The organism is Streptomyces sp. GL_148, from assembly GCF_057834205.1.
Window position 1 is genome coordinate 286,740 of sequence record NZ_JBYQMC010000002.1, and the last position, 25,065, is coordinate 311,804.

Consider the following 25,065-nt stretch of genomic DNA (forward strand, 5'->3'; position numbering starts at 1 on the left):
ACAGCTGCCGTGACTTCGCGATCAGCTTGTCGAAGGCGGCCCGCAGTTTCGGTTCGCTGTTGGGCATCGGCTTGTCGAAGACTTTCTTGCCCGTGGCGTCAGCCCGTGGCCGTGATGGGCGGTCTTGCCGACGTCCATACCCAGGAAGACGCCCACATCGCCGGTGTCTAACATCGCACCCCTCCCGGGTGGTTGACCGTGCCGGCCTCGGCGGCGGCACCGTGCTCGCGCATCCACGTTATGCAGACCTGCCGCCCACGCTTGTGCCCGGCATTGCGCCGGACCGGGCGGTGGCCGGGTCTCTCATCAGCGTCTGTGACGGCACCCCACGGACCCGGCGACCCCCCGTGCGCCGGCTGCCGCCTCGTTCTCGGCCAAGGCCGCCAGGCGCTCGTAGCCGGCCCGGGTCAGCTCGCCCGGATCGACCTTGCCGTAGGCGTCACGCAGGGTCTCATCGGGACACCGCATCCGGCCGCGCATCGGGTCGAAGGGACAGCCGAGGTCGGCCAGGACCTGCTGATCGCAGCGGCGGGCCCATTCGCCTATCGCCACGATGGAGTTGTGGCCGACGGTGGTCATCGCGCAGACCCCGATCGCCAGCAGTGTCGCCAGCCGGTAGCGCACCCCGCGCGGATCACGCGGATCACGCGGATCGGGAACCTGCACCAGCGCACGCAGTAGCCCGTCGGGAACGACCGCACCCGCGTCAGCCTGCGAAGGCGCAGGGCAGTGCACATACCCAGACGCGAAGGACATCGGAGAAGATGGAGTGACGAGCACGGCACCCCTGCAGATCGTGAAGCCTAGAAAACCCCATGATCCACGAGTGCCGTGCTCTCTTCATGCCTTCGTACCCACACACCGGCCGTCACCCACACAGACCAACCCGACATCTCGGGAACACTCCGGGGACCTGCCCTGGGGGAACCCCGGCTTGCGCGGTATCACACGTGCAAAACATGAAAGCCCCCAGAACAAAGCCGGGGGAATTGGCAGATGTCCTGGGGGCCACTTGGAGGGGCTGATTTCCCAGCCACTCCAAACCACGGGGGTTTCGAGTCTCAGACAAGAGGAGGCCATGCGACTCACCGGCAATCCTACGAACCCCAGCCCCCAGGATCCCGAGCCATAAGGCCCCACCCGGACAGGTCTTTAGTCCCGTTCCTGAGGTTCCGGGGGACTGTGAAAGGAACGGCTCTGCCAAGATTTTCGTAGGTGTTGATCGCTAGCTGAGAGTAAGCCCGACCGGCAAATGGGTCACTTGAGGCGTCGGGTTGTGGGTCGGTTGTCCCAGCGGTAGCGGCTCGTCGAGCGCCGGATCGGCATGCGGAGCGTGACGAGAGCGGCGGCGAGGTAGAGGTAGAAGTCCACGACCTCGCCGCTCCGGTCGGTGCAGCGCCGCAGCCTGCCGTAGTCGTTCATCCACGAGTGCGTGCGCTCCACGACCCAGCGCTTGCCGGCCTGGATCGGGGCCGGCACGCCCTTGCGGGCGATCTCGGCAGTGAACCCCAACTCGGCTATCAACACACGGGACTTGGCGCTGTCATAACCGCGGTCGAGGTTGATGTTGACGGCCTCCGGGAGTGCTCCGACCTGCTCCCGGGCGGCTTCCAGGGTTGGCCCGAGTAGCGGTGAGTCGTGCCGGTTGGCGCCGTCGGAGACGATCCCGATCGGAACGCCGCAGCCGTCGGAGGCGACGGAGCGTTTGAGTCCTTGCTTGCCCCGGTCGACGGGCGAGCGCCCAGCCTTCTCGCCGCCGGACGGGGCCTTGGTGATGCAGCCGTCGACGGAGATCTCGCCGAGGTCGAGTCCGATCATGCGATCGTACGCTTCCAGGGCGATCCGGTGAAGCATCTGTGTGATCCCCATCTGGGCCCACAAGGTGACGCGGCGTCGGATCGTTCGGTCGGAGCATCCTGGCGAGGAGATGCGCTCGTAGCCGGAGCCGTGGACCAGGGCCTGGATGACGTGGTCAAACACGACGCGGTCCGGTATACGCCGCCGATGGCAGCCGAGCGGATGGCCTGGGTCAAACTCGGCCCGATCCGGCAACAGGGCCCTGAACTGGTCCCAAGCGGGTTCGAGCAGGCATGATGGCAGCGCGGACACAGTCGTCCTTCGCGGTCACAGAGCGTAGAGAACTCCATGATCACGTAGGCCTGTGCCCGTTCCGCTGTCGCCTCCGCATCGCGATCGACTCCGAGGCCTACTGCCGGTCGGTCTTACTTCCCACCTGGCACTACTCCCTCTGGAACCCTCACGTCCCATTCTCCAGGTGTCCACGATCAAGGGGAAGCTTCAACACGGCAGCCCTCCCGCTGGCCGCGCTGGGCCTGCTCAACCCGATGATCGCGGGGCGCCGCGATGGCCTTTTCCTCGGTCTTCGTCGTCGGAAACTCGCTGCGCCTGCGCGGCTTCAAGGCTGCCGCCTGACCCAGAGCGACATAGGCCGACAGAGGGCCAACGGCTCGACCGCTCCGCGCGACGACGCGTGGGGCGGCCGAGCCGTTTCCCTCACCGGTCACTTGGCGGCGCCAATCGAGGGCAGGTATGTGCTTCTTCGTGGCGTTTGGCAATTGATGGTTTGGATGCTGGCACTCTGACCCTCGGTGGACGCCCGAGGGCGCGAGGAGAGGCCTGCGTGGAGAATTCTGACTGGCAGCCGGTTCTGCTGCTCCTGGGTGTGGTCGTCGGGGCGGTCGCCCTGCTCTACGGAGCGGGGACGGTGCTGGCGGCGGCGCGTCAGCCGCTGCACACCGGGCCGTTCAGCGGCGGGTTCGAACCGACGGAGCACCCTTTCTCGCGGTTCCACATCCGCTGGTATGCGGTGACGATGATCTTCCTTGCGTTCGACATGGAAATGCTCTTCATGTACCCGTGGGTGAGGGTGGTGACCGAAGTCGGCACCTCCTCCGTCGTCGAGATGTTCCTCTTCCTTTACATCCTGCTCGCCGCGGTGGCGTACGCCTGGCGGGAAGGGGCGTTCCGGTGGAGCTGAGGGACGCCCTGCTGCGCATTGCCGCAGCCCGTCCAGGGGTTCTGCTCGCGGTGTGCCCCGGAGCGACGCGGGCGCGTCTGGCCGTCGAGGACGAGCTGCGACGCAGGGGCTGGCCGCTCGTGCTGGGTCCCGCGCAGGCGGATCTGCTCGTCGTGGTCGGCGAGTCCGGCTCCTCCGGACCGGAGGACTGGGCCGAGGCCTTGTGGAACGCGATGCCGGTGCCGAGGGCGCGCGTCGTGGTTCGGCACGCGGCGGAGGCGGCGGCTGTGCTGGACCGGGGAAGCGCGGCACTTCTGGCGCCGGAGGCGCGGATCCCGGCTCCGGCGAACGGGCCGGCCGGCGGTGAACACGACCACAGTGGCCACGACCACGGGGGCCACGCCGGGCACGACATGAGCGTCGACGCGCACGAGGGGCATGACGAGCACGCGGGTCACGAGGGCCATACCGACGGAGACGCTCACGGGGATGCGCCGGATCCGGACTCCGGCCACGACATGAGCCACGGCGAACACGCGGGGCACGATGCCCACGCCGGGCGTGCCGTCGCGGTGGACGGCGGCCACGAGGGCCACGACATGCACGGCGGGCACGACATGGGCGGTCACGGTCACCACATGCACCACGGCGGTGACGTCAACGGGTTCCCGATGGCCTCGCAGGCCGAGGACAGGGACGGGCTGAAGCTCGACCGGTTGCACGTGCCGCTGGGGCCCGCGTTGGCCGACTGGCCGACCGGGTTGCTGCTGAGGCTCACCCTCCAGGGCGACGTCGTGCGGGAGGCCGCGGTCGAACCCCTCGCGCCGGCGCACCACGCCGCCGCCGCCCCGTACCCGTACTGGAGCGAGCCGTGGCTGCGGGCGGCCGCCGGAGAGCGGGTGGAGCGCGGGGAGGCGGCGCGGCGGCTGTGTGCCGCGCATCTCGACAGTCTCGGGCGGTTCTTCGCCGTGGCCGGTTGGGACGACCTCGTGGTCCGCGCGCGGCGGGCCCGCCGCCAAGCTCTCGCCGGGGCTGAGGCCGGAGAATTGCTCACCGCTGTCCGTCCGTTGATCCGGCGGGCGGAGCGATCGCGTACCCTGCGCCGCCTCATGGCGGGCATCGGGCCGCTCGGCGCGGACCAGGCGCGGGCCGCCGGGGTGACCGGGCCCGCGCTGGCCGCCGGCGGGGACGCCTACGACCGGATGCGCTGCTGGCTGGACGAAGTCGGGCTGGCTGCCGCAGGGTGCGGGGACACCGGGACGCTGGATCCCGAGGAGGGCGACGGGCCGCGCGGCACTGTCGCCGGCGCGATCCCCGCGTCCGCCGCGCTCCTCGGCGTACTGCCGCACATGCTGCAGGGCGCCGAGTTCGCCTGCGCCCGCGTCATCGTGGCCAGCCTCGACCCCGATCTCGACGAACTCGCCTACACTCAAAGCAACTTGGCCGGGATGAACCATGGCTGAGGCCGTCGGGGGCGCCGACTCTGCGCCCCTGTGGACCGTCCTCGTGCTGCCCCTCGCACTGGTTCTCGCGGCCCTCGCGGTCGCCGCCTTCGACGCCGCTCTCGCCGGCGGCTCGCTCAGAACGGCCGCCTCACCCGTACGGGAAGTGGCTCGGCTCCTGGTGAAGCAGCCGCGCCGGACGCGCTCGGACGACGTGCTGCTGCTGCGGGCCGGAGTGGTACTGCTGCCGGTCGCCGCCGTGCTCGCGGCCGTGGTGCTGCCCGTCGGGTTCGGCTCGGTGAGCGATCTCCCGGAGGGCGTCGTCTGGTTCAACGCCATGGAGGCACTGGCCTGGGCGGCGGTCTGGCTGGCCGGATGGGGGCCGAACTCGACGCTCTCCCTCATCGGCGGATACCGCTTCCTGTCCCAGGGCCTGGCGTACGAGCTGCCCCACATGATGGCGATCACGACGGTCGCGCTGGCCGCGGGATCGCTGCGCATCGGTGACATCGTCCGGGACCAGGCCGGGCTCTGGTACGTGGTGTGGATGCCGGTGGCGTTCGTCATCTATCTGCTGAGCGCGCTGGCGATGGCCTTCTGGGGGCCCTTCGACCAACCGGTGGGCGCCGATATCGCGGGCGGGGCCGCCGCCGAGCACTCCGGCGTCGACCGGATCCTCTTCCGGGGCGGCCGGTGGCTGCTGCTGGTGGTCGCCGCGGCGTTCAGCGTGCCGTTCTTCCTCGGTGGCGGGCACGGCCCCTGGCTGCCCGGCTGGGCCTGGACGATCGTCAAGACGGCCGTGGTGCTGGTGTTCCTGGTCGGGGTGCGGCGCCAGGTGCCGACCATCCGCATGGAGCGCTACCTCGAAGTCGCCTGGGTCGTGCTCCTGCCGCTTTCCATCCTGCAAGCCCTGGTGGTGGCCGTGGTGGTGTTGAACCGATGAACCTGCTCGGTGACGTGGCGGCCTGGGCGTTAGCCGTTCTGGCCGTGGTCAGCGGGATCTGGGTCTTCCGCTACGACTCGATGGCCCGGGCCACCTTCGCCCTGCTGACCTCGCTGCTGTGCGTGGCCGGTGAGCTGATCCTGCTGGACCTGGACTATCTCGGCGTGGTCGTCGTCCTGATGATGACGATCGAGATGGCCATCATGGCCGTCTTCATGGTCGCCTACATGATGAACCCGGCCGGGCTGATGCCGATGACGATGATCCACAACCGGAACGGGGCCCTGGCCGTCTCCGGGGCGATCTTCGTCCTGCTGGTCGTGGTGATTTTCCTGGTCGACTGGCCGGAGAAGGCGGGCCGGCCGGCCACCGATCCGACGAAGGCGCTCGGGCTGTCCCTGATGGGACCGCACATGCTCACCATGATGACGCTCGGGACGGGCCTGTTCGCGACGATCGTGGCGACCGTCGCCCTGGCCACCGGACGCGGCCGCTACGACCGGCTCGGCGACGACCTGCGCGAGCGTCCCCCCGCCGATCCGGTGCGGGGAGGGGTCGGCCGATGAGCCTGGAGCTGTTCATGGTGCTGGCCTCGGCGCTGTTCTGCGTCGGGTTGTGGGGTGCGCTGACCCAGCAGTCCATCGTAATGCTGATGATGGGCCTGGAGCTGATGCTCGGCGGCGTGATGGTTGCCGCGTCCGCCGCCTGGCACTACATCGCCCCCGCCTCGGACGACGGGCAGGTCCTGGTCGTGGTCGCGTTCACCGCCATGGCCCTGGAGATGTCGATCGGGTTCGCCGTCGTCACCGCGCTGTTCCGGGCCCGAGAGATCGACATGACCGACGCCGCGGCGGAGCTGAAGGAGTGAGCGCGCGTTGAGTTCCCTGTTGTGGACGCTGATCGCCCTGCCGCTGACCGTCGGCGCCTGCCTCACGGTGACCGGGCGGCGCGCCGACGCCGCCGCTCCGTGGATCGCCGTGGCCGCTGCCTGCGGTGGCCTCGGCCTCGCCGCCGCCGCCGCTTTCGGACACCCTGAAGCGGCGGCCCCCTTCCTCGACCGGCTGCCGATCCGTCTCGCGGTCGACGGGCTGTCCGGGCTGATGGCCGTCACCGTGGCGGCGATCACCCTGGCCGTCCTGCTCGTCTCCACCGCCGAGTTCGGCCGGGACGAAGCACGCGCCCGGTTCTACGGCCTGATGTTGCTGTTCTCCGGGAGCATGCTGATCACGGTCACCGCCGCCTCCCTGCCCGTCCTGCTCGTCGGCTGGGAGATCATGGGCGCCACCTCCTGGGCCCTGATCGGCTACTGGTGGCGCAACCCGGTGCGGGTCGACGCGGCGAACACCGCGTTCCTCACCACCCGCACCGCGGACCTCGGCCTGTACCTCGCGGCGGGCGCCGCACTGGCCGGCGGCCAGTCCGCCTCGCTCGCCTTCACCGACATTCCGTACGCCGCCCAGCCCTGGCTGAACGTGCTGACCGCCGGGATCATCGCGGCCGCGTTCGGGAAGTCGGCCCAACTTCCCTTCTCCTTCTGGCTCTCCCGCGCCATGCAAGGCCCCAGCCCGGTCTCGGCGCTGCTGCACTCGGCGACGATGGTGGTGGCGGGCGCCTACCTGCTGCTGCGCACGGGACCGCTCCTGGACGCGTCCGGCTGGGGTGCCACCGTCGTCGCCTGGACCGGCGCGGCTACAGCCGTCGGCCTGGGACTGGTCGCCGTAGCGCAGAGGGACCTCAAGCAGCTGCTCGCCGCGTCTTCCTGCGCCCAGATCGGCTTCATGGTCCTGGCCGCCGGAGTCGGTTCGCTGACCGGCGGAACCCTGCAGCTCATCGCGCACGCCGCCGCCAAGAGCCTGCTGTTCCTCGTCGCGGGACTGTGGCTCACCGCCCTGGGGACCAAGGCACTGCCGGCCCTGCGCGGGGCCGCCCGCGGCTACCGTACCGCCGGAGTCACGTTCACCGTCGCCGCCCTCACCCTGGCTGGCCTTCCGCCGCTCGCCCTGTGGGCCACCAAGGACCTCCTCCTGGCCGCCGCACTGGAGCGCGACCCCTGGCTCTACGCCACCGCACTCGCCGCCGCCGTGCTGTCGGCCGTCTACTGCGCCAAGGCCCTGTGGTTCGTCTGGCAGCCCGCCGCCCGGCAGGACGGAAGCGGCTACGACACCGAGCAGCCCGGCACCCGGCACGTCGCACCCTCGACCCGATGGCCACTGGGAGTGCTCGCGCTCGGCTGCGCGGCCCTGGGCGCCTGGGCGTTCGCCCCGTTGCGCGACGGCGTCGAACGCGTCCTCGGCACCACGGCCGACACCCCCGTGCCCCACGCCTGGGAGCTGGCCATGTCCGGTGGCCTCGCACTGCTCGCGGCGGCCGCCGCCTGGACCTGGGGTGCTCGGCCGGTGCCGGTCGCCTGCTCCGCACGGGCCTGGTTCACGAACTGGCTGTACCTGGAGGCGGTGGCGCGCACCGTGATCGTCTGGCCCGTCATGCTCCTCGCCCAGATCGCCGCCGTCTTCGACGAGCGGGTCCTGGACCGCGCCGTGGACGCCACCGCGAGTGCCACCCTGCGCGCCGCCCGCTGGACCGACACCTTCGTGGAGCGGTCCCTGGACGGCACGGTCACCGCCATCGCCGCGGCCACCCGGGCCCTGGGCCGACTTGCCCGCCGCCCGCAGACCGGGCAGCTGCACCAGTACCTCGCCCAGGCCGTCGGCTCCCTGACCGTCCTCGCCGTCGTCTTCGCCTTCGTGAGGTAAACCTTGCTCACCACCCTGCTCTTCCTGCCCACGGCCGCCGCGCTGCTGCTGCTCGCGCTGCCCGCCCGTACGCCGCGCACGGCCGCCCTCGGGATCTGGATCACGGCCACCGCCGCCGAACTCGCCCTGGTCATCGCCCTGTGGGCCGGATACGACACCGGCAGGGGCATGCAGTACGAGACCCGTGCGCGCTGGATCCCCAGCGCGGGGGTGAGTTACCACGTCGGCACCGACGGCCTCTCGCTGCCGATGCTCGCCCTGACCTGCCTGCTGTTCCTGCTCTGCGCGCTGTACTCGCTGCGGGAGCACAAGAGGCCCCGGGAGTTCGCCGCGCTCTTCCTCTTCTTGCAGACCACCTGTCTCGGGGTGTTCGTCTCCCTCGACCTGATCCTGTTCTTCGTCTTCTTCGACCTGTCGATCGTGGCGATGTACTTCATCATCGCCGGATGGGGCCACAAGGACGCCGCCCGCGCCGCTCTGAAGTTCTTCCTCTACACCTTCATCGGCTCGCTCGCCCTACTCCTCGGCTTCATCGGCCTCTACCTGGCCGCGTCCCCGCACACCTTCAACATCGTCGAACTGACCCGCCAGAACCCCCTCGCGGCCCGCTCGGGCTACGCCTCCCTGGTCCTGCTCGCCCTCGGCATCGGCCTCGCGATCAAAACCCCGACCGTCCCCTTCCACACCTGGCTGCCGCTCGCCCACACGGAGGCCCCGACCGCCGGCTCCGCGATCCTCGCCGGAGTCCTGCTGAAGATGGGCACCTACGGTTTCCTGCGCATCGCCATGCCGATGCTCCCCGACGCCTGGCGCCGCTACGCGATCGTCCTGGTCGTCATCGGCGTCGTCTCGGTCCTCTACGGGGCCCTCGTCGCCCTCGCCCAGGACAACTTCAAACGGATGATCGCCTACACCTCCGTCAACCACATGGGCTACATCATCCTCGCGATCGGCGCCGCCGGAGTCGCCGGCGCCGACTCCGCGCAGGCCAGGAGCCTGGCCGTCAACGGAGCCGTGGTCCAGATGGTCAGCCACGGACTGCTCACCGGCGCGCTGTTCCTCCTGGCCGGCGTCCTCTACGAGCGGGGCCGCACCTACGAGATGAGCGCCTACTCGGGACTCGCCGGCCCCGCGCCCGCCTTCGCCGGGCTGACCGCGGTCGCCGCCTTCGCCTCCCTGGGCCTGCCGGGCTTCTCCGGCTTCATCGCCGAGTTCCAGATCTTCACCGGCAGCCTCGGCCCCCGCCCGGTCGCCACCACGCTCTCCCTCCTCGGTATCCTCCTCACCGCGGGACTGTTCCTGCGCGCCCTGTCCACGATCTTCCTCGGGCCGCTCCGCCTCCCCGCCGCACCCGGCACCCCCCGCGCCTTCCCCGACATCCGCGCCCACGAGAGCGCCGCCGTCGTCCCGCTGCTCCTGCTCGCCGTGGTGATCGGCGTGGCACCGCGTTTCGTCCTCGACGTCGTCGAGCCCGCCTCCCGCACGGTCCTGGAGCTGCTGGCCCGATGAACCCCCTGAGCAACGCAACCGCACGCACCCTGGCCCAGATGGCCGACATGAACGAGAACCCCCTCGACATCCTCCCCGAGGTGCTCCTCCTGGCCGGCGCCGTCGCCTGCCTGCTCCTCGGCTCGTTCACCCCCCGGACCAAGCAGTGGCGCATCGGCCTCCTCGCCGTCCTTACCTGCGTCGCGGGCATCATCGCGGCCATCGTCCAGGCCGGCGATCCGCCCGCAACCACCTTCGGCGGCGCCTACGGAATCGACCCCGTGACCACCACAGTCCGCGTCGTTGTCCTCGCCGGCACCCTCGTCGTCCTGGCCCTGAGCATGCGCCCGCTGCACGGCCACCCCCGCGAAGCCGAGTTCTACGTCCTGCTCCAGCTCACCGCCCTGGGCACCATCGCCCTCGCCGGAGCACAGGACCTCCTGCTCCTCGCCGCCGCCTACCTCCTCGCGAGCATCCCCGCTTACGCGCTGACCGCCTTCCACAAGGACGGTCCCGGCCTCGAAGGCGCCCTGAAGTACTACGTGGTCGGCGCCCTCCTCGGCGTCCTCATGCTCGCCGGCATCACGGCCCTGTACGCCGCCGGCCGCGCCACCTCGTACAAGACGCTCCACACCGCTCTCGCCCTCGCACCCGAGGCCCTCCTCGCCTTCGGCGCGATCGGCCTCCTCGCCGGAATCCTCTTCAAAGTCGGCGCCGTACCCGTCCACTTCTGGGTACCGGACGCCGTACAGGGAGCCAGTCCGCCCGTCGCCGCCGCGCTCACCACGCTCCCCAAGATCGGGGCGCTCGCCGCGCTGCTGCGCCTCGGCGCGGTCGTCTTCTCCGAAAGCCCGCTGCCGTGGGCGCCACTGATCGCGGTGGTGGCCGCCGCCTCCATGACCCTGGGGAACCTCGCCGCGTTCTTCCAGACCGACGTCAAGCGCCTGCTGGGCTACTCCACCATCAGCCAGGTCGGCTACCTCCTGCTCCCCGTGGCCGTCGCCGCCCGCACCGGCCAGGCCCAGCAGGCCCTGCTCTTCTACCTGGCCGCCTACGCCCTGACCAACCTGGGCGCCTTCGCCGTGGTCTGCGCACTGCCCCGGGCGCGCGCGCTGCCCCACTACCGGGGCCTGGCGCGCCGCCGCCCGCTGCTCGCCGCGAGCCTCGCCTTCTGCCTCCTCGGCCTGGTCGGCACCCCGCCCACCGCCGTCTTCGTCGGCAAGCTCCAGGTCTTCAGCGCCGCCTTCGACGGCGGCTACGCCTGGCTCGCGGCCCTGGCCGCCGCCAACACCGTCGCCTCGCTCTTCTACTACCTGCGCTGGATCGTCCCGGCCGTATCGCGCGGCACCGGAGCGGAGAACTTCGACGGGGACCGCACCGCACGCTCCACCGCGTACGCGATCGCCGCGTCGTCCCTCGCCCTCGGCCTCGCCGCGGGCCCCGTTCTCGACCTCCTCGACGGTGCGCTGGCCGTCTGAGCCGACCTGCCGCCCCGGATGCGGGAGGCCCGGAGAAGCTCGATTGGTCGGGTACCGCTTCGAGCGGTGAGATTCCCCCGGGGTGCGGAAGTGGCTGGTGGAGTGTCAGATGGGGATCGTGAAGGGAGATGTCACGATGTCCGCACCGATGAAGTACCCGCTGGAGTTGCGTGAGCGGCGGTGGCCATGTATCGGGCCGCTGATCCGGAGCCGGTGATCCGTCACATGGCGAGGGATCTGGGCGTGCACCACGAGGCCCTGCGCAACTGGATCCGCCAGGACGAGGCCGACCGCGGTGAGCGCGGGGATCGGCTGACCAGCGAGGAGAACAGCGAGCTGGTGGCTCTGCGGAAGGAGGTCCGGGACCTGCGCCGGGCAAACGAGGTCCTGCGCACTGCCTCGGCGTTTTTCGCGGCCCAGCTCGACCCGACCCGGCCCAGGTGACCGCGCTCATCGACGAGCACCCCCACCTGGGAATCGAGCTGGTACTCCGGGAGACGAACACCCTGCCCTCCACCTACTACCGTCGGCGCCGCAGGCAGAAGAACCCGTGCCGCCGTGAGCGCGAGGACGCTGCACTCCTGGAGATGATCAGAGAGATCCACACCCAGTCGCACGGTGTCTACGGCTCGCCGCGAATCCACGCGGCACTGGCCCGGCGCGGGATGAGGGTGGGCCGCAAACGGGTGGAGCGGCTGATGCGCCAGGCCGGCATCCAGGGTGTCAGCCCCCGCACCCGGCGCTGGAAGACCACCATCGCCGACCCGTCCGCCACTTTGGCTCCCGATCTGGTCAAGCGGGACTTCACCGCCCCGGCCCCGGACCGGCTGTGGGTCACCGACCTGACCGTGATCGACACCGCCGAAGGACCCTTGTGGCTCTCGGCGATCCGTGACGCGTTCTCCCGCCGCGTGGTGGCCCGGGAAACCTCCGCCCGAGCGGACACCGACCTGGTCCCCTCGCGTCACTCGAGTACGCCCTCGCCTCCCGCAGCCCCGAGCACGGACGGCTGGTCCATCACGCCGATCACGGCTGTCAATACACGAGCATCAAGCTCACAACTCGCCTGCTCAGAGCGGGGATCGCGGCTTCGATGGGATCGGTGGGCGACTCGTACGACAACGCCCTCGCCGAGAACCTGTGGACCCTCATCAAGAGCGAAGGGATCCGCGGCCGCGTCTTCGCCACCCGGGCCCAGGCCAACCAGGCCCTGTTCGAGTACATCGACGGCTCCTACAACACCACCCGCATCCAAAAACGCCCCGGCTACCTGAGTAGCCGTTGTCGTACCGAGAGGTTCGCTTGGTGGTCGAACGAGGGTTCCCGGGCGGGTGGTCTTCTGGTGGCACGGGCATGAAGGCAGGGCCTCCTGCACAGCTCGTGGGTGTCGAATCCATCCGAGCAACAGGAGGCCTGAACCGCCCCGGTTTTCGTGGAGGCGTTGATGTGTGGTTTTCAGGCTGCTTGGGCGGGCTGGTGTGAACGGTGGTGGACGGTCTCGTACTCAGTCGGGGGGAGGTTGTCCGTGGAGCCGTGGAGTCGTCGCTCGTTGTACCAGTCGACCCAGGGCAGGGTGGCGATCTCGACCTCGTCCAACGTGCGCCAGGGGGCCTGCATCTTGATGAGCTCGGTCTTGCAGAGACCGGTCATCGACTCGGCCGCGGCGTTATCGTAGGCGTCGCCGACGGTGCCGATGCTGGGTGCGGCGCCGGCTTCGGCCAGGCGGTCAGTGTAGCGAACCGACGTATATTGACTGCCCGCATCGCTGTGATGGATCAGCCCGGCCAGGTCATGGCGGCCTTCACGCCGACGCGTCCAGATGGCCATGTTGAGCGCGTCCATGACGAGTTCGGTCCGCATGTCCGGCTGTGCGCCAGCCCAGGACCCGACGGGAGAACACGTCGATGACGAACGCGACGTAGACCGTTCCCGCCCAGGTGGCGACGTAAGTGAAACCGGTCACCCAGAGTTCGTTGGGCGCCTCGGCGGTGAAGTTGCGGTTCACCAGGTCGTTCGGCCGGGCCGCGGCCGGATCCGGGACGGTGGTGAAGCGTTTCTTCCCGCGCACCGCGCCGGCCAGGCCGAGGACTCGCATGAGGCGCTCGACGGTGCACCGTGCGACATCGACGCCTTCCCGCCGGAGCTGACGCCAGACCTTGCGGGCCCCGTAGACGCCGTAGTTCTCCTGGTGCACCCGGGCGATCTCCTTCTTCAGTTCCTCGTCACGGACCTCGCGGGCGGACGGAACGGCCTGCCGGTTCCTGGCGGCGTAGTAGGTCGACGGGGCGATCTGCAGCTCTCGGCAGACCGGCTCGACCCCGTGCTCGTCGCGGATCTCGTCCACGAAGGCGGTCACCTGGGCAGTTTCGGGTCGAGCTCCCGGGCGAAGAAAATCGACGCCGCCCGCAGAATTGCGTTCGACCGTTCCAGGTCCTTGACCGTCCGCTCCAGCTCCGCGATCCGCGCGGCATCCGCCGACGAGGTCCCGGGCCGCTGCCCGGCATCGGTCTCCGCCCGTTGCACCCACCCGCGCAGGGCCTCACGATGGACCCCGAGCTGATCGGCGACCCGGGAGATCGAGCCGGTCTTCGTCCCGGTCTCCCGACGTATCTCGAACACGAGCCGGATCGCTCGCTCCCGCAGCTCAGCGGGGTATTCCCTCGGTGCCGGCATGACTCCAACCCTTCCAGGGTTCAGAACCTCCAAGATCCCCGGGGCGGTTCAGTCAGGCCCCTGTCGGCCGGACCCCGTCCTGGCACGCGGCCGCCGGCCCTGCGACGGCTGGGGCACCCCCACCGAACCCCGCACCAGCCGCCTGACCTCTGCCCACACTGCCAACCCCAGAACACACAAGACAGCACCCCGGCTATCCACAAACCCACACAACTTGCAAATAACAGGCAAAATGTCTTTCCCGTTGCTTCGGCAGACCGGAACCAGGCACCGCGACCCGATCCTGGTGTACTGAACACTCGGCATCAAGCGCGCAGTGCCCGCCAATGCCCCCATCAGCGCGGCCGCAAGCAGCGACCAGAGAGAACGCCAGCCGGTTGCCACGATGCGAGGCTGATAAACTAACCAGCTGGCCTGTTTCCCCGTGCCGAGCATCACGAGGACAGGCAGAGGGGTCCTGGCGCCTGCTGCGGCACCGCCGCTCGCGGTGCGGCTGGCCCCGTGTGCGGCGGGGCGCCACAGGCACCAGGACAAGGGGGCCAGTCCCGAAGGCTCGGAGTCCAGGACCGGTGCGTTCCCCACCCCGCTCAACGACCCAACGCACCCACAGGCAGCGCCCAGTACGCAATTCTTTCCCGCCGATGGAGACTTCCACGGGAACCAATGCCGTTAGGTTAAGGGCCGGGTGGGGGTGGTATGAGCATGGGGTTGCGGGGTGGAGTGGGTGCCTGCCGGTCGTCAGGCTTCTTGATGAGGTATCGGGAGATGATGCGTTTGATGACACGAGGACTCGTCCGCGGTCGCCTGGGTGGGTTCACGTTGGCGAGGAGTTCATCAAGCATCAGGTGGGCAGGGCTGAGGTGATGAGGGGGAAAAGTCCGCCGGAGGCATCAAGGCGATGCGACGGGCGGCTCGCAGGCAGGTGGTGAAGGACAGCCGGTCGGGGTCGAGGGCATCGGCGTTGGCGCGGGCTGCTTCGAACATGTGCACGCGCAGTGCGTAGTGCACGAGCAGGTGGCCCCAGATCTGTTGGAGGATTCCGTCCACGGTCTTGCTGGCCAGGACCGTGCCCGCTCCGATCTGCTGGGTCTTGAGTTCTTTGAAGGTCGTCTCCACTTCCCACCGCTCGGTGTAGAGGGCGGCCAACTCCGCTCCGGGGTAATACTCATGGTCGAGCAGCGTGGTCAGCAGCGTGTAGGTTTCCTGACCCTCGTCGAGTTGGTAGCGCAGCGCGCGGACCTGGATACCGTGCTCCCGTCGACGGTCCTGGTACCCGTAGATCGTGGTGATCCAGGACCCGTCGGGCAGCAGCCGGTCAGGCTCGAGTTTGTAGCGTTGGCCGGCCAGCCGCAGGAGAAGATCGGCACCGGAGGCCTGCCAGGCCCGCCAGAGATCCACGCCTGGCAGGCCCCGGTCGCCCAGGATCAACATGCCCGGGCCCATCGACCGGGCCAGGCCCTGGGCGGTCAGCGACTCGTGGACCGAGTACGCGCTGACCACCGCGTCGACGACGGCGTGTGTGCCGCACTCCACCAGTCCCACGATCTTGGCCTGCGGGAACGCCGCCCGCTTGTACGGCTCCTTGCCCGCCTTCGGCCGGCCGCCATGTCGGCCGAACTCCTCTTCGTTGGCCGCAGTGTCCGCCAAGTCGACGCAGGTGCCGTCCACCGCCATCAACCGCAGCCCACGCCAGAAGGCCCAGGTGTCCGCAGGCCCGCCCAGCGGTACGGCGGCGCGGGTGAACAGTTCCCGCAACGGTTCGGCTCCCAGCCGCTGACGCGCCAGAAAGATGGACGGCTTGCTCGGCTCCCGCCACGCCCCCAGCAGGCCGATCTGCCGCAGCCCGAACGTCGTCTTGCGCATGACCTCCAGATACGGATCCGGCGAAAACAACGCCATCCCGAGGACGAAGTACACCATCAGCCGGGCCGGCAGAAGCCGAGACCGCCGCTCCACCCGCCCGCACACCTCAAGCACTTCGTCAACGAGCCCAGCCGGATACACCCGCGCCAGCAGCCCAACGCTGACCACATCACGCAACTCGGGCTCCACGAGCACCCCTGAACGTCCGTCATACACGATGGAGGAGCAGGTTAACCTAACGGCATTGCCACGGGAACCAGACCCCGGTCTCCGGCACCCGGCGGACCGAACGCCCGCCACAGGAACGTACAAGGAGACCTCTCGACACACAGCGGGGCAGCCGCCGCCCGCAGCCACTGGCCGGGGCTAGACGGTTGCCAAGAGGCCCCGTGGTGCGCTCTGCTGGGCTGAGGCGGTACGCGCGCGGGTGACATTGAACCTTTTCAGCGGTGCCCCTCCAGGGTGAGGATGGCTTTGGTGATTGACGTGAGTTTGTTCGGGCTGGTTCGGGCTTTGCGGAGGATGCGCCAGGTCTTGATCCGGGCGATGGCTCTCTCGACGGGCCACCGGAGTCGGGAGTGTGCCCGGTTGACGGACTTCTGTTTGACGGTGAGGTCTTTGCCGGGTCGCCGGCGGTGTGGGACGGCGACGATGTCGCCGGCTCCCTGGTAGGCCTTGTCCGCCAGGACGGGGATGCCGAGGCGGATGCATGTGGCGATGATCCGGTGCCGACGGGCCGCGGTGAGATCGTGGATCCGGCCCGCGAGAGCGGGTGAGATCCAGACCAGGGCTCCGTCCGGCGCGGTGATGACCTGCATGTTTACCCCGTGGCGGCGGTGTTTGCCCGAGTAGTCGGCGCGGCCGTCACCAACCCGGTCGCACTCGGCGAGGGTCCCGTCCAGCAGGACATACCGGGCGTCCGGCCGTTCTCAAAGCCGCGGTCAGGCCCGGCGCCCGGCCTGCCAGGAGCGCCACAACGCCGTGAACGTAGGCGTGGGTGGTACCCACGCTGATCCCGAAACCCGCCGCGATCTGAGTCAGGGTGTCGTTCTTCTTCAGGTACACCAGTGCGGCCAGGGCCCGCTCGGAGGGCGGCAGCTTGCACCGGCGGTCACCCTCCCGGGTGACGATCAGCATCGTCACCCACTCCACGAGGGCATGCGCAACATCGAGTACGGCACGACAGGGAACCAACAGAGCCCCCAGGCTGAAGAGTTGAGCATCGATACCTTGCTCAACAGCCCGGGGGCTCTGCCCGTTTCACCACCACCTCGTCACCCGATCAGTGGCCAAGTTGAAAATGCTCATTGACGGCCACGAACATCGCGGACACTCCGATGCCGTCGACATCGATGACGGTCTCCAGGTGGCCGTGTAACGCGGCATCCCCAGCATCTGGGCTTGAAGGACACCACAGAAACGATGCCGGCCTCTACCCCAACTCAGTCATCCAATGCAACACTTCTACAAGTGACGCCCCCCACTTTTAGGCAGTCACCCCGGCGAGGCCCCGTCATACCCGGGCGGGGCACGTCGAAGACCTTCCCCCAGACCCGAACCGCCCTGGCCGTTGCCGCCTCGCCGCGCTCCCAAAGCCGCACCCCGACAACGATGGCCGGCCACTGCCACGGGATCGTGAAAACTGACCCCAGGCTCCTTGGGTTCCAGTCGTTGACAGGCCACTGCCCAGAATCCTCGACGCATGGCCGCCGACGCCCCGCATCCGGGGTGTCAAGGCCCAGCGCCAGGGGATTTACGGGTCCAGGGCGTCCAGCATGTGCAGGGCCCGGTGTTCGGCACCCGCCTGCGCCGCCCCGGCTCCGAGCAGACCGGTGTCCGCTGCCCGTTTCAGTGCCCCGCGGAGTTCGTCGCAGCGGGCGCAGTCCGGCTCCCATCCGGGCAGGAGATCGGGGTGCCGGTTGGCCAGATGACGCGCCAGCCTGATCAACGGGTCGAATGTGTGGCCGCGGGGGCGAGGTTCCTCCGCGCGGGCAGGCTTATGAGCGTTCTGGCGCAACCGGACGCATTCCGTGCAAGTCACTGCTGTCGTCGTCACCGCGGAATCGGCACTCATACCTGCGAAAGTAACGCCCCCAGGGCTCCTGCACCCCCTTCGGCTCAGGCCCGATGGCCCGGCTGGCCGACACGAACGCACTCCAGCGCCAGCAGGGGGCGCTGGGCCCGCCGGCGGGCGGCCGCACTCGCCCTGCGGCTGCGGTGCGCAGCTATCCCGTACCCGGCAGGGTGCTCGCGGTCAGTTCCCCATGAACGCTCGCGATCGCCCCGTCGAGGGCGAGGGCGATGCTTGGGCGTTTGCGGGCGCGGATCACGGAGATGGTCTGGGTGCTCGTCTGGAGGCGGCTCGCCAGGAAGCTGGTGGGCCAGCCCCGCTCGGAAAGATCCTGAGCGGCTGCGACACCCCCTCATGCCCCGTCTGACGCTCACACCCAACGAGATGTGGGCCGCGTTCGTCGGTATCGCCGGCCACGTGCCCGTCCCGCTGACCGCAGCCGACTGGATCGAGCTGCCCTCCAGGCGGTGCTCGATCGGCGACGAGGGCATCCGGTTCGAACACCGCACCTACGACGGGCCCGCACTCAGAGCCTGGTGATCATGGGCTCTGGTGTTCGGGTGGGAGTTCTCGGGGTTCGTGAGGCATGAGGGAAGGGGCCCTCTGGAGAGCTATTCGTTGCGACGAAACACTCCGGAGGACCCCTGTGCCGCAGTTCTACCAACTCGCTGTGCCCGCAGCCAACTTCACCACCCGCACGTGCGCGTGTCTGCCGTGCCGTCTCGGGAACGTGCCGTCCTGGGAGCCCGAGCACGAGCGTGCCTTCGAGACGGACATGACCGACACCGAGTGGGATGAGGTGCGCGGCGTGATCCCGTCGCCACCGGGGCTGGAGGGACGCGGGGGCCGGCCCGAGGAGTACTGCCATCGGCGGATGCTGGACGCACTACGTTATCTCGCTGACAACGGCGGCAAGTGGCGGGCGCTGCCCGAACCGTTCCCGCCGCCGCGTAAGGTCTTCGACTTCTTCCGCCGCTGGGTGCGTCAGAACGTGTTCGCGCAGATCCACTCCGCGCTGGTGAAGAAGATCCGGGTGAAGGCCGGCCGGTCCGAGCAGCCGACCGCCGCGATCATCGACGCGCAGTCCGTGAAGGCGGCCGAGACCGTCGGCGCCTCGAGCCGGGGCTTCGACGGCGGCAAGCAGGTCAACGGCCGCAAGCGGCATATCGTCGTCGACACCCTTGGCCTGATCCTGCTGGTCGCCGTCACCGGCGCCGACATGAACGACCGGACCGCCGCGATGGCCCTCTTCCACCGCCTCACCCTGCTGTTCCGGCGGGTCACCAAGGTCTGGGCGGATCACGGCTACGACGGCGAACTCGCCCCCTGGGCCCTGCGCACCCTCGGCCTGGACCTGGAGATTCCCGACCACCCCGGCCGCCGCAAGTGAGGGGCACCGAAGAAAACGGACTGTGCTTGCGCGAGAAACTTACGCTGCGAGCTGTATCTTCTCGTATTCGCGGTGAACCTCTTGCGGGGTCTTGTACCCAAGTCCCGAGTGCAGGCGTCTACGGTTGTAGAAGACTTCTATGTACCGCACTATCGCCTTGCGTGCGTGTTCCCGGGACGGGAAGGTAGTGCGATACACGAGTTCGTTCTTCAGGGCTCCGAAAAAAGACTCGGCCATGGCGTTGTCCCAGCAGACTCCGGTCTTGCCGACCGAGGGCCGCATTTGCATCCTTTGAAGTTTCGTTCGGAACTCTTGTGAAGTGTACTGGCTTCCTCTGTCAGAGTGAAATATGCATCCATCAGCGAGCTTGATATTGCCCGCTGCCATGTCGACGGCGTCCGAGATGAGGGATGTCTTCATGTGGTTCGCCATGGACCAGCCGACAACGGCCTTGGTGTGGCAGTCAATCACCGTCGCCAGGTAGAGGAAGCCGTCCCAGGTGTGGATGTATGTGATGTCTCCCACCAGTTTCTGTCCGGGAGCGGCGGCCGTGAAGTCGCGTCCGAGGAAGTCCCGGAGTGCCGGCTGATCATTGTCTGACACGGTCGTGATCCGCCAGGGCCTTGGCTGGCAGGGGACCAGGTCCAGGTCCCGCATCAGGAGACGCACCAGCTCGGGCCCTGCCTCGACGCCCTTGCGGCCGAGGGCGGCGTGAACTCGGCGGTATCCGTAGGTGCCATCGGATTCGTCGAAGACATGACGAATGATGAGCTTCAGTTTTTCACGCCGCTCAAAAGTGGGCGAAGCCGGTCGCATTTTCCAGGAGTAGAAACCAGAGGTGGAAACGTCAAGCCAGGTGCACATGCCCGTGATCGGGAAATTATCCTTCTCGCCGTCGATGAACTCATACTTCTCGGTCACCGATGGTCGCGGGCAAAGAAGGCTGCCGCTTTTTTTAGGAAGTCCCGTTCGGTGGTGACCTCCTGCAATTTCTTCTCCAACTCGCGGACACGCTCGTCCGCGGCGATGGAATCTGCCATCGGTTCGCCTGCGAGGTGCCGCTTCCGGTACTGGGCGACCCAACGACTCAACGAGCTCTCGGTGACACCGAACTCCTTGGCGACATCCGCGTGGGGGCGTGATTTGTCGAGTACTTCCCGCACTACTCGCTCTTTGAGTTCTGCCGAGTACGGGGTCGTGCGCTTTGCCACTTACCTATCCTTTGGTCAAGGTAAGTATCTCTTGCATGGCGGGAGTCCGCGAACTTCGGGGCACCTCAAGGGCGAGGGTGTCAATGGCCTTGCAGTGCTCCCCGTAGGCGGCCAGGAGTGCTCCCCGCTGGCGGCCTGCGAGATCTCCCCAACGGCGGCCAGATAATTCCCCGCCGTGGTGAGTGTGTGATCAGCTGAAGGGCTTGACTCCCTGTCCGGAGGTGGCCTGGGTGAGCCGGAAACTGTCACCCTGAGTGACCACGATGTGGGCATGGTGCATGAGCCGGTCGACGGTCGCGGTGGCCAGCGTCTTGGGCATGATCTCGTCGAATCCTGACGGGTGGAGGTTGCTGCTGACCGCGAGCGCGCGTCGTTCGTAGGCGGCATCGACCAGGCGGTAGAAGCCCTCGGCGGCGTCGGGGCTGACGGGCAGCAGCCCGATGTCGTCGACGATGATCAGGTCGGAGCGGATCACCCGGGTCAGGGCCTTGGCGATGGAATCGTCGGCCCGGTGGCGGCGGACGAGGGCGCCGAGGTCTTCGATGGAGAACCAGGCGACGGCCATTCCGGCCTCGACGGGGGCCTGCCCGAGGGCCTCGCACCAGTGGCTTTTCCCGGTCCCGGAGGGCCCGACCACGCAGAGATTCTCCCTGCGTTGGACCCATTCAAGGGTCTTGATGGAGTCCTGGGTGGCGCGAGGTATGGAGGATGCCTGCTCGTCCCAGTCGCCGAACGTCTTGCCCGCGGGGAACCCCGCCCGCTTGCGCCGGGTGTGCAGGTTCGCGCGGTCACGGCCGGCTGCCTCTTCGGAAAGGAGAACGCGTACGACTTCCGCTGGGTCCCGCCTCTGGGCCTTCGCGGTGGGGATCACGTCGGTCAACGCCTTGCGGATGTGCGGGAGTTTGAGTCGCTTGGTCAGCTCGATGGCCTCGGCGAGCTGGTCGCCGCTGGAGCCGGAAACGGTGCGGAGTGGGGTCGCCATCAGAGGGTGTCGCCTTCGTCGTCGTGCTCGAGCGGGATGGTGCCGAAGCGGGACCAGGCGGAGGTGCCGGGCTGCAGGCTGTGGGTTTCGCTGGCGCGGGTGACCTCGACGCTCTCGCGGCCGACCTGGTAGTCGAGGATGGAGATCAGGAGGCCTATCCACGGGGTTCACCAGCCCTTCTTGTAGAAGGCGAGGGCGGTGATGGTCCTGGTGATGAGGGGGAAGGTTTGGAGGGCGCCGCGGTAGCGGGTGGCGAGGATCTTCCAGTCCTTCAGGTGCGCGATCGCCCGCTCGACCGCGGCGCGGAGTTTGCCGATGCTCTGGTTGTAGACCTTGTCTCCGGCGGGCCGTTCCCGGCCTGGGGGCTTGCGTCTCGCGGTCAGCATCCCGGAGCCGAGGTAGCCCAGGTCACCGATGTCCTCCCGGTTGGCGAACGTCCCGGGAAAGTGGGACTGCCGCCAGGCATGCATGTCGTGCCGTGAGCCCGGGACGGGCGCCGGGACCGCGAGCAGATCCCCTGACAAAGTGGCCGCGACCTGCAGGTTGAAGCCGGTGTCCCTGTGCTTGCCGGAGAACATTGTTGTGCCCTCGCTTGCCCCGTCCCAGGTGGTCACCAGGGTGCCGTCGATCAGGACGATGCGGCCGGCTGAGATCTCCGTGGGGTCCGGGACGTGTCCGGCCAGGACCTTCTCCACCACCGGCAGTAGCGTCGTCCACCGCCTGGAGACAGTGGCCTGGGAGATCCCGAACAGCTCCGCGGCCGCCTCCTGGACGGGGTTCTGCCGCAGCAGGAACAGCACCAGTACCACCGACTTGTACAGCCCCAGCACCCACATCCGCCCCGGCGTCACCGTCCGGTCCGGATCCTCCACCAACGCCCGGTGGACCTGTTCCACCAGCCCGCCCAGTTGATCCTTGTCCAGCCCTGTCGTAACGTCCCAGCTCAACGGCCCTGCCCCGGTAATGATCTGACGTCTTCGCAAACATCAGGCTACGCAGCAGGGCCCTCTTCACGATCAAGGAAATCGGGCTACGAACCCCCGTGAATAAGCCTCCAGGTCCTTCTCGGCGAACCGGCCGGTGACCGCGGCGGTGCCCAGGGCCCGGTCGACCTCGGCGGTGGAGTAGAGCTTGGAGAAGGCGACGGCCTCGGCCATCTTCGCCTTGACCTTGCGGGTGCCGGCGGTGGCGGCCTCGACCAGCCAGGCGGCGGCGCCGGGGCCGGGCATCAAGAATGCGGCCTCCTCGGCGCTGGTCGCCTTCGGAGTGCGGTCGCCTTCCTTGTCCTCGCGCGGCGGGTAGTGGGCGTCGTCCAGGACCGGGGTGCCGGCCGATCCGCGCGGGTGGCGGGCCACCTCGCGGGCATGGCCATCGGCTGTGTCGACGGCGGTGACGATCAGTTCGTCGCCGTGGAAACGGGCCCAGACCCGGGTGTCGATCAGCTGGTGCGGAACCGAGTAGCGGACGGCCTCGACGGAGATCGTGGCATCCCAGCAGACCCGCCGGGTGGTGCCGAACGCGACGGTGAAGGGCTGCTTGGGCAGCGGATGCAGGCGGGTTCGTTCCTCGGCGAGCATCTCGATGGGGCGGCGCTTGGTCTCGCGGTGGACCCGGTTGTTGACCTCCTCGCAGAAGGTGCGGCAGGCCGACTCCAGAGCGGCGAAGTTGCGGTACTCCTCGAGGAGGTTCACGTCCTTGGGGACCAGGTCGGCCTTGGCGATGCGGACGGTCGCCTCCGATCCGCCCTTGGTTTCGGGGTCCGCCGGCAGACAGGTACGTATGGTCATGCCGTAGTGGCGGGCGACCTCGACGATCTCGGGGTTGCGGACCGCGATCCCCGCGATGTGGTCGGTGGTGACCGTCTTCTCGTTGTCGGTCAGCGCGTAGGCCGGAACTCCTCCGATCCGCCGCAAAGTAGCGTCCAGGCACGCGGTGATCGTCGGCAGCGTCTTGTCCCAGACCGGGATCACGACGCGGAAACGCGACCAGGCCACCCACGCGCACCACAGCGACGTCCGTCGTCCGCCGATCTGCGGGCCCTCGCCCCAGTCCCACTGCAGCCATAGCCCCGGCTCGGTGATCCACGGCCGGTAAACGCGGCGCTGACCTGCCCTGAACTGGGCTTTTGCCTCTGCGACCGTGCGGCGGGTGGTGCGTTTCCCGCCCGTGAAGCCCATCGCCGTGATCCTTTTGTGGACCACGTCCGCGCGGATCCGCCCGTTCGAGCGGACCACCAGCTCCTCGATTTTCGGCAGGAAGACGTCGATGGCCCGGTCGCGGTGCCGGCGGGCGTCGGGATGCTGTCCAGCGGCCCGCATCTTCACATATCGGGCCACCGTGTGGTGGTCGCACCCGGCGAGCTCGGCCGCCGAACGGTAACTGCCCGTGAGGTCGTATGCCTCAAGGATTTCCATGATCTCCCTGCTGTTCTTCACCCGCTCGAGCTTCGCCGACCGGGTACGTCTGGGGCGAGCGGGGAGATATCTGGCCATCCGCGGGGAAACCCGTGGCCATCAGTGGGGCCGTAAATGGCCGCCTATGGGGAGTATGTCGAGGCCACGGTCAGCGAGGGCTTCAAGGTCATCGCCAAGCGGTGGATCGTGGAACGATCGCTCGCGTGGATCACCCGGCGGCGCCGCTGCGTGCGCGACTACGAACGCCGCCCCGACCATCACGCCGCGTTCGTCCTCCTCGCCGCAGGCATCCAGATGAGCCGCCGCCTCGCCGGCCGTACCGACCGCGGCAACCGCGGCGTCAGCCGGACAGCCTGGTGAACTTCCCGTCACCCCGCTTCACGATCCATCCCCGCTCCGCGAGCCGGGAAGACACATCCCGTGCCCGCTGCTGACGCGCCGGAGTCGTCTCCCAGCCCAGCCGCTCGGCCACCTGCCGGGCCATCACCGCCCCCTGCGACTCCCGCACGACCGCCAGCACCGCCCGATACATCCCGGGCAGCACCTCCACGTTCCGTCCCGGCTCCCACACGGCGATCGGCCCAGCCACCGTCGGTGCGGGCCCCTGGGCCGTCCTCAGCTCTGCTGCCCGGACCGGCGCGAGAGCGCCGACCGCGTCGGCCGCCTCGTCGACCTCCGTCACGACCGGGCTCAACGAGGCCGCCGCCTCGGCCAGTTCCGCACGCTCCTCGAGCGCAAGGCGCAACCGGCGCACCGCGTCCTCTTCCGCCGCAGCCTCCGCCAGCCAGTGATCCACCTGCTCCTGGGCCTCCGCGAGGAGCGACTGCCACTCCGTCGCCTTCCCTCGCGCCAGCTCGGCCTTCGCCGTCATCAACGACATCACAGACACCATCGAGACCTCCCACGTCCACTCGGAACCATCTCGATGCTTCTCCGGAACCCTCCGCGGCACCCACCGCAGGGAAACGATCACCCGCCAGAGCGGGGCACCCCGCACTGACTAGCCCTCGATCACCAGGCTGTCAGCGCACACCACAGGACGCCCATCACCCAGGCCCCCGAACAAAGTTACAGCGCCCCCTGGGCGACCTGCTCCTGGTCCGCCGCTACTTCGGCCCGGTTTCATCTGCGACTGCTCTGGAAAATTCCGCGTCGGCCTGTTTTCCACTACGTGAGACCTGCATAGCCATCTCAATCCAGGGCACGAGACTACCCATCTCGAAAACGACACGCTTGGCACACCTCGGGCAGCGCTCTTGCACCTCCTTGTCAGCACCACAGCGATGGCGCGCGCGCAGAGTGTGGAACGTCTTGAGAGGGTCAGAGCATTCCCTGTTTGCGCATTCATAAGAGCCATCTTGGTGAATCCATACTGGTCCG

At 68.6% G+C, this 25,065-nt stretch carries 21 protein-coding genes, 5 pseudogenes and 1 other annotated feature; of the genes and pseudogenes, 14 read left to right on the forward strand and 12 right to left on the reverse strand.

Annotation, left to right across the window (positions count from 1 at the left end; translation table 11 throughout):
• Positions 1-13: 13 nt before the first annotated feature.
• The 3 genes and pseudogenes from AC3IYI_RS40870 to AC3IYI_RS40880 form a co-directional block, all read right to left on the reverse strand.
• Positions 14-174, reverse strand: a pseudogene (locus AC3IYI_RS40870) (IS110 family transposase); the annotation flags it as partial.
• 132 nt (positions 175-306) lie between these two features.
• Positions 307-666, reverse strand: coding sequence for a transposase family protein (locus AC3IYI_RS40875; protein WP_489412111.1), 360 nt, complete (start codon positions 664-666; stop codon positions 307-309).
• Positions 667-1,257: 591 nt separating this feature from the next.
• Positions 1,258-2,109, reverse strand: a complete 852-nt coding sequence (locus AC3IYI_RS40880) for an IS5 family transposase (RefSeq protein WP_489412112.1) — start codon at positions 2,107-2,109, stop codon at positions 1,258-1,260.
• Positions 2,110-2,641: 532 nt separating this feature from the next.
• Here AC3IYI_RS40880 and AC3IYI_RS40885 point away from each other — a divergent pair.
• The 11 genes and pseudogenes from AC3IYI_RS40885 (at position 2,642) to AC3IYI_RS40935 (ending at position 12,438) form a co-directional block, all read left to right on the forward strand.
• Positions 2,642-2,998: an NADH-quinone oxidoreductase subunit A gene (locus tag AC3IYI_RS40885; RefSeq protein ID WP_489412113.1), complete on the forward strand. Its 357-nt coding sequence runs from the start codon at positions 2,642-2,644 to the stop codon at positions 2,996-2,998.
• The gene (locus AC3IYI_RS40890; RefSeq protein WP_489412114.1) at positions 2,989-4,440 is read left to right on the forward strand and encodes a hypothetical protein; all 1,452 of its coding nucleotides are present in this window, start codon (positions 2,989-2,991) and stop codon (positions 4,438-4,440) included. The genes AC3IYI_RS40885 and AC3IYI_RS40890 overlap by 10 nt, the downstream gene beginning before the upstream one ends.
• A complete protein-coding gene (locus AC3IYI_RS40895) occupies positions 4,433-5,362 on the forward strand; it encodes a complex I subunit 1 family protein (protein ID WP_489412115.1) in 930 nt (309 codons plus the stop codon). Before AC3IYI_RS40890 ends, AC3IYI_RS40895 begins: the two co-directional genes overlap by 8 nt.
• 2 nt (positions 5,363-5,364) lie before the next feature.
• Positions 5,365-5,928, forward strand: a complete 564-nt coding sequence (locus AC3IYI_RS40900; RefSeq protein WP_489412263.1) for an NADH-quinone oxidoreductase subunit J — start codon at positions 5,365-5,367, stop codon at positions 5,926-5,928.
• Positions 5,925-6,230: an NADH-quinone oxidoreductase subunit NuoK gene (locus tag AC3IYI_RS40905; RefSeq protein WP_489412116.1), complete on the forward strand. Its 306-nt coding sequence runs from the start codon at positions 5,925-5,927 to the stop codon at positions 6,228-6,230. Before AC3IYI_RS40900 ends, AC3IYI_RS40905 begins: the two co-directional genes overlap by 4 nt.
• A gap of 7 nt (positions 6,231-6,237) precedes the next feature.
• Positions 6,238-8,115, forward strand: coding sequence for an NADH-quinone oxidoreductase subunit 5 family protein (locus tag AC3IYI_RS40910; RefSeq protein ID WP_489412117.1), 1,878 nt, complete (start codon positions 6,238-6,240; stop codon positions 8,113-8,115).
• A 3-nt stretch (positions 8,116-8,118) separates the two neighbouring features.
• Positions 8,119-9,624: a complex I subunit 4 family protein gene (locus tag AC3IYI_RS40915; RefSeq protein ID WP_489412118.1), complete on the forward strand. Its 1,506-nt coding sequence runs from the start codon at positions 8,119-8,121 to the stop codon at positions 9,622-9,624.
• 38 nt (positions 9,625-9,662) lie between these two features.
• Positions 9,663-11,081, forward strand: coding sequence for an NADH-quinone oxidoreductase subunit N (locus AC3IYI_RS40920; RefSeq protein ID WP_489412264.1), 1,419 nt, complete (start codon positions 9,663-9,665; stop codon positions 11,079-11,081).
• Positions 11,082-11,267: 186 nt separating this feature from the next.
• The gene (locus tag AC3IYI_RS40925) at positions 11,268-11,525 is read left to right on the forward strand and encodes a transposase (RefSeq protein WP_489412261.1); all 258 of its coding nucleotides are present in this window, start codon (positions 11,268-11,270) and stop codon (positions 11,523-11,525) included.
• Between the two features lie 143 nt (positions 11,526-11,668).
• Positions 11,669-11,755, forward strand: a pseudogene (locus AC3IYI_RS40930) (IS3 family transposase); the annotation flags it as partial.
• A gap of 419 nt (positions 11,756-12,174) precedes the next feature.
• Positions 12,175-12,438, forward strand: coding sequence for an IS3 family transposase (locus tag AC3IYI_RS40935; RefSeq protein ID WP_489412119.1), 264 nt, complete (start codon positions 12,175-12,177; stop codon positions 12,436-12,438).
• Between the two features lie 98 nt (positions 12,439-12,536).
• On the opposite strand, the pseudogene AC3IYI_RS40940 reads toward AC3IYI_RS40935, so the two are convergent.
• From AC3IYI_RS40940 to AC3IYI_RS40955, 4 genes and pseudogenes are all read right to left on the reverse strand, one after another.
• Positions 12,537-13,754, reverse strand: a pseudogene (locus AC3IYI_RS40940) (IS3 family transposase).
• Positions 13,363-13,477 (reverse strand) — a sequence feature (AL1L pseudoknot). It overlaps the preceding pseudogene by 115 nt.
• Before the next feature lie 834 nt (positions 13,755-14,588).
• Positions 14,589-15,806 (reverse strand): IS4 family transposase, encoded by a 1,218-nt coding sequence (locus tag AC3IYI_RS40945; protein ID WP_489412120.1) that lies wholly within the window; start codon positions 15,804-15,806, stop codon positions 14,589-14,591.
• Between the two features lie 254 nt (positions 15,807-16,060).
• Positions 16,061-16,811, reverse strand: a pseudogene (locus AC3IYI_RS40950) (transposase).
• A 559-nt stretch (positions 16,812-17,370) separates the two neighbouring features.
• The gene (locus AC3IYI_RS40955; RefSeq protein ID WP_489412121.1) at positions 17,371-17,565 is read right to left on the reverse strand and encodes a hypothetical protein; all 195 of its coding nucleotides are present in this window, start codon (positions 17,563-17,565) and stop codon (positions 17,371-17,373) included.
• A gap of 477 nt (positions 17,566-18,042) precedes the next feature.
• Here AC3IYI_RS40955 and AC3IYI_RS40960 point away from each other — a divergent pair, with 477 nt between their 5' ends.
• On the forward strand, positions 18,043-18,228 hold the full coding sequence (locus AC3IYI_RS40960) for a hypothetical protein (RefSeq protein WP_489412122.1): 186 nt from the start codon (positions 18,043-18,045) through the stop codon (positions 18,226-18,228).
• 130 nt (positions 18,229-18,358) lie between these two features.
• On the forward strand, positions 18,359-19,078 hold the full coding sequence (locus tag AC3IYI_RS40965) for an IS5 family transposase (RefSeq protein ID WP_489412123.1): 720 nt from the start codon (positions 18,359-18,361) through the stop codon (positions 19,076-19,078).
• Between the two features lie 39 nt (positions 19,079-19,117).
• On the opposite strand, the gene AC3IYI_RS40970 is transcribed toward AC3IYI_RS40965, so the two are convergent.
• The 4 genes and pseudogenes from AC3IYI_RS40970 to istA all read right to left on the reverse strand — a co-directional run.
• Positions 19,118-20,289 (reverse strand): IS3 family transposase gene (locus AC3IYI_RS40970; RefSeq protein WP_489408176.1). Its coding sequence is split into 2 segments (ribosomal slippage): positions 19,118-20,037 and positions 20,037-20,289, totalling 1,173 coding nucleotides; the frame shifts between segments, so codons are not numbered across the junction.
• Positions 20,290-20,479: 190 nt separating this feature from the next.
• Positions 20,480-21,271, reverse strand: coding sequence for an IS21-like element helper ATPase IstB (istB, locus tag AC3IYI_RS40975; protein ID WP_489412124.1), 792 nt, complete (start codon positions 21,269-21,271; stop codon positions 20,480-20,482).
• Positions 21,272-21,438: 167 nt separating this feature from the next.
• Positions 21,439-22,218 carry a transposase family protein gene (locus tag AC3IYI_RS40980; protein WP_489411985.1) on the reverse strand — a complete coding sequence of 260 codons (780 nt, stop codon included), beginning with the start codon at positions 22,216-22,218 and terminating at the stop codon, positions 21,439-21,441.
• 108 nt (positions 22,219-22,326) lie between these two features.
• Positions 22,327-23,706: pseudogene (gene istA, locus AC3IYI_RS40985) on the reverse strand (IS21 family transposase); the annotation flags it as partial.
• Between the two features lie 93 nt (positions 23,707-23,799).
• On the opposite strand from istA, the gene AC3IYI_RS40990 reads away from it, so the two are divergent.
• On the forward strand, positions 23,800-24,045 hold the full coding sequence (locus AC3IYI_RS40990; protein ID WP_489412125.1) for a hypothetical protein: 246 nt from the start codon (positions 23,800-23,802) through the stop codon (positions 24,043-24,045).
• Here AC3IYI_RS40990 and AC3IYI_RS40995 read toward each other — a convergent pair.
• Positions 24,026-24,565: a hypothetical protein gene (locus tag AC3IYI_RS40995; protein ID WP_489412126.1), complete on the reverse strand. Its 540-nt coding sequence runs from the start codon at positions 24,563-24,565 to the stop codon at positions 24,026-24,028. The two genes, AC3IYI_RS40990 and AC3IYI_RS40995, sit on opposite strands and share 20 nt — an antisense overlap.
• Between the last annotated feature and the right edge of the window lie 500 nt (positions 24,566-25,065).

Coding starts and splice junctions, on each gene's coding strand:
- AC3IYI_RS40905 (WP_489412116.1), top strand. CDS start 5,925: ATGAGCCTGGAGCTGTTCATGGTGCTGGCCTCGGCGCTGTTCTGCGTC.
- AC3IYI_RS40935 (WP_489412119.1), top strand. CDS start 12,175: ATGGGATCGGTGGGCGACTCGTACGACAACGCCCTCGCCGAGAACCTG.
- AC3IYI_RS40920 (WP_489412264.1), top strand. CDS start 9,663: ATGGCCGACATGAACGAGAACCCCCTCGACATCCTCCCCGAGGTGCTC.
- AC3IYI_RS40925 (WP_489412261.1), top strand. CDS start 11,268: ATGTATCGGGCCGCTGATCCGGAGCCGGTGATCCGTCACATGGCGAGG.
- istB (WP_489412124.1), bottom strand. CDS start 21,271: ATGGCGACCCCACTCCGCACCGTTTCCGGCTCCAGCGGCGACCAGCTC.
- AC3IYI_RS40990 (WP_489412125.1), top strand. CDS start 23,800: ATGGCCGCCTATGGGGAGTATGTCGAGGCCACGGTCAGCGAGGGCTTC.
- AC3IYI_RS40960 (WP_489412122.1), top strand. CDS start 18,043: ATGCCCCGTCTGACGCTCACACCCAACGAGATGTGGGCCGCGTTCGTC.
- AC3IYI_RS40995 (WP_489412126.1), bottom strand. CDS start 24,565: ATGTCGTTGATGACGGCGAAGGCCGAGCTGGCGCGAGGGAAGGCGACG.
- AC3IYI_RS40895 (WP_489412115.1), top strand. CDS start 4,433: ATGGCTGAGGCCGTCGGGGGCGCCGACTCTGCGCCCCTGTGGACCGTC.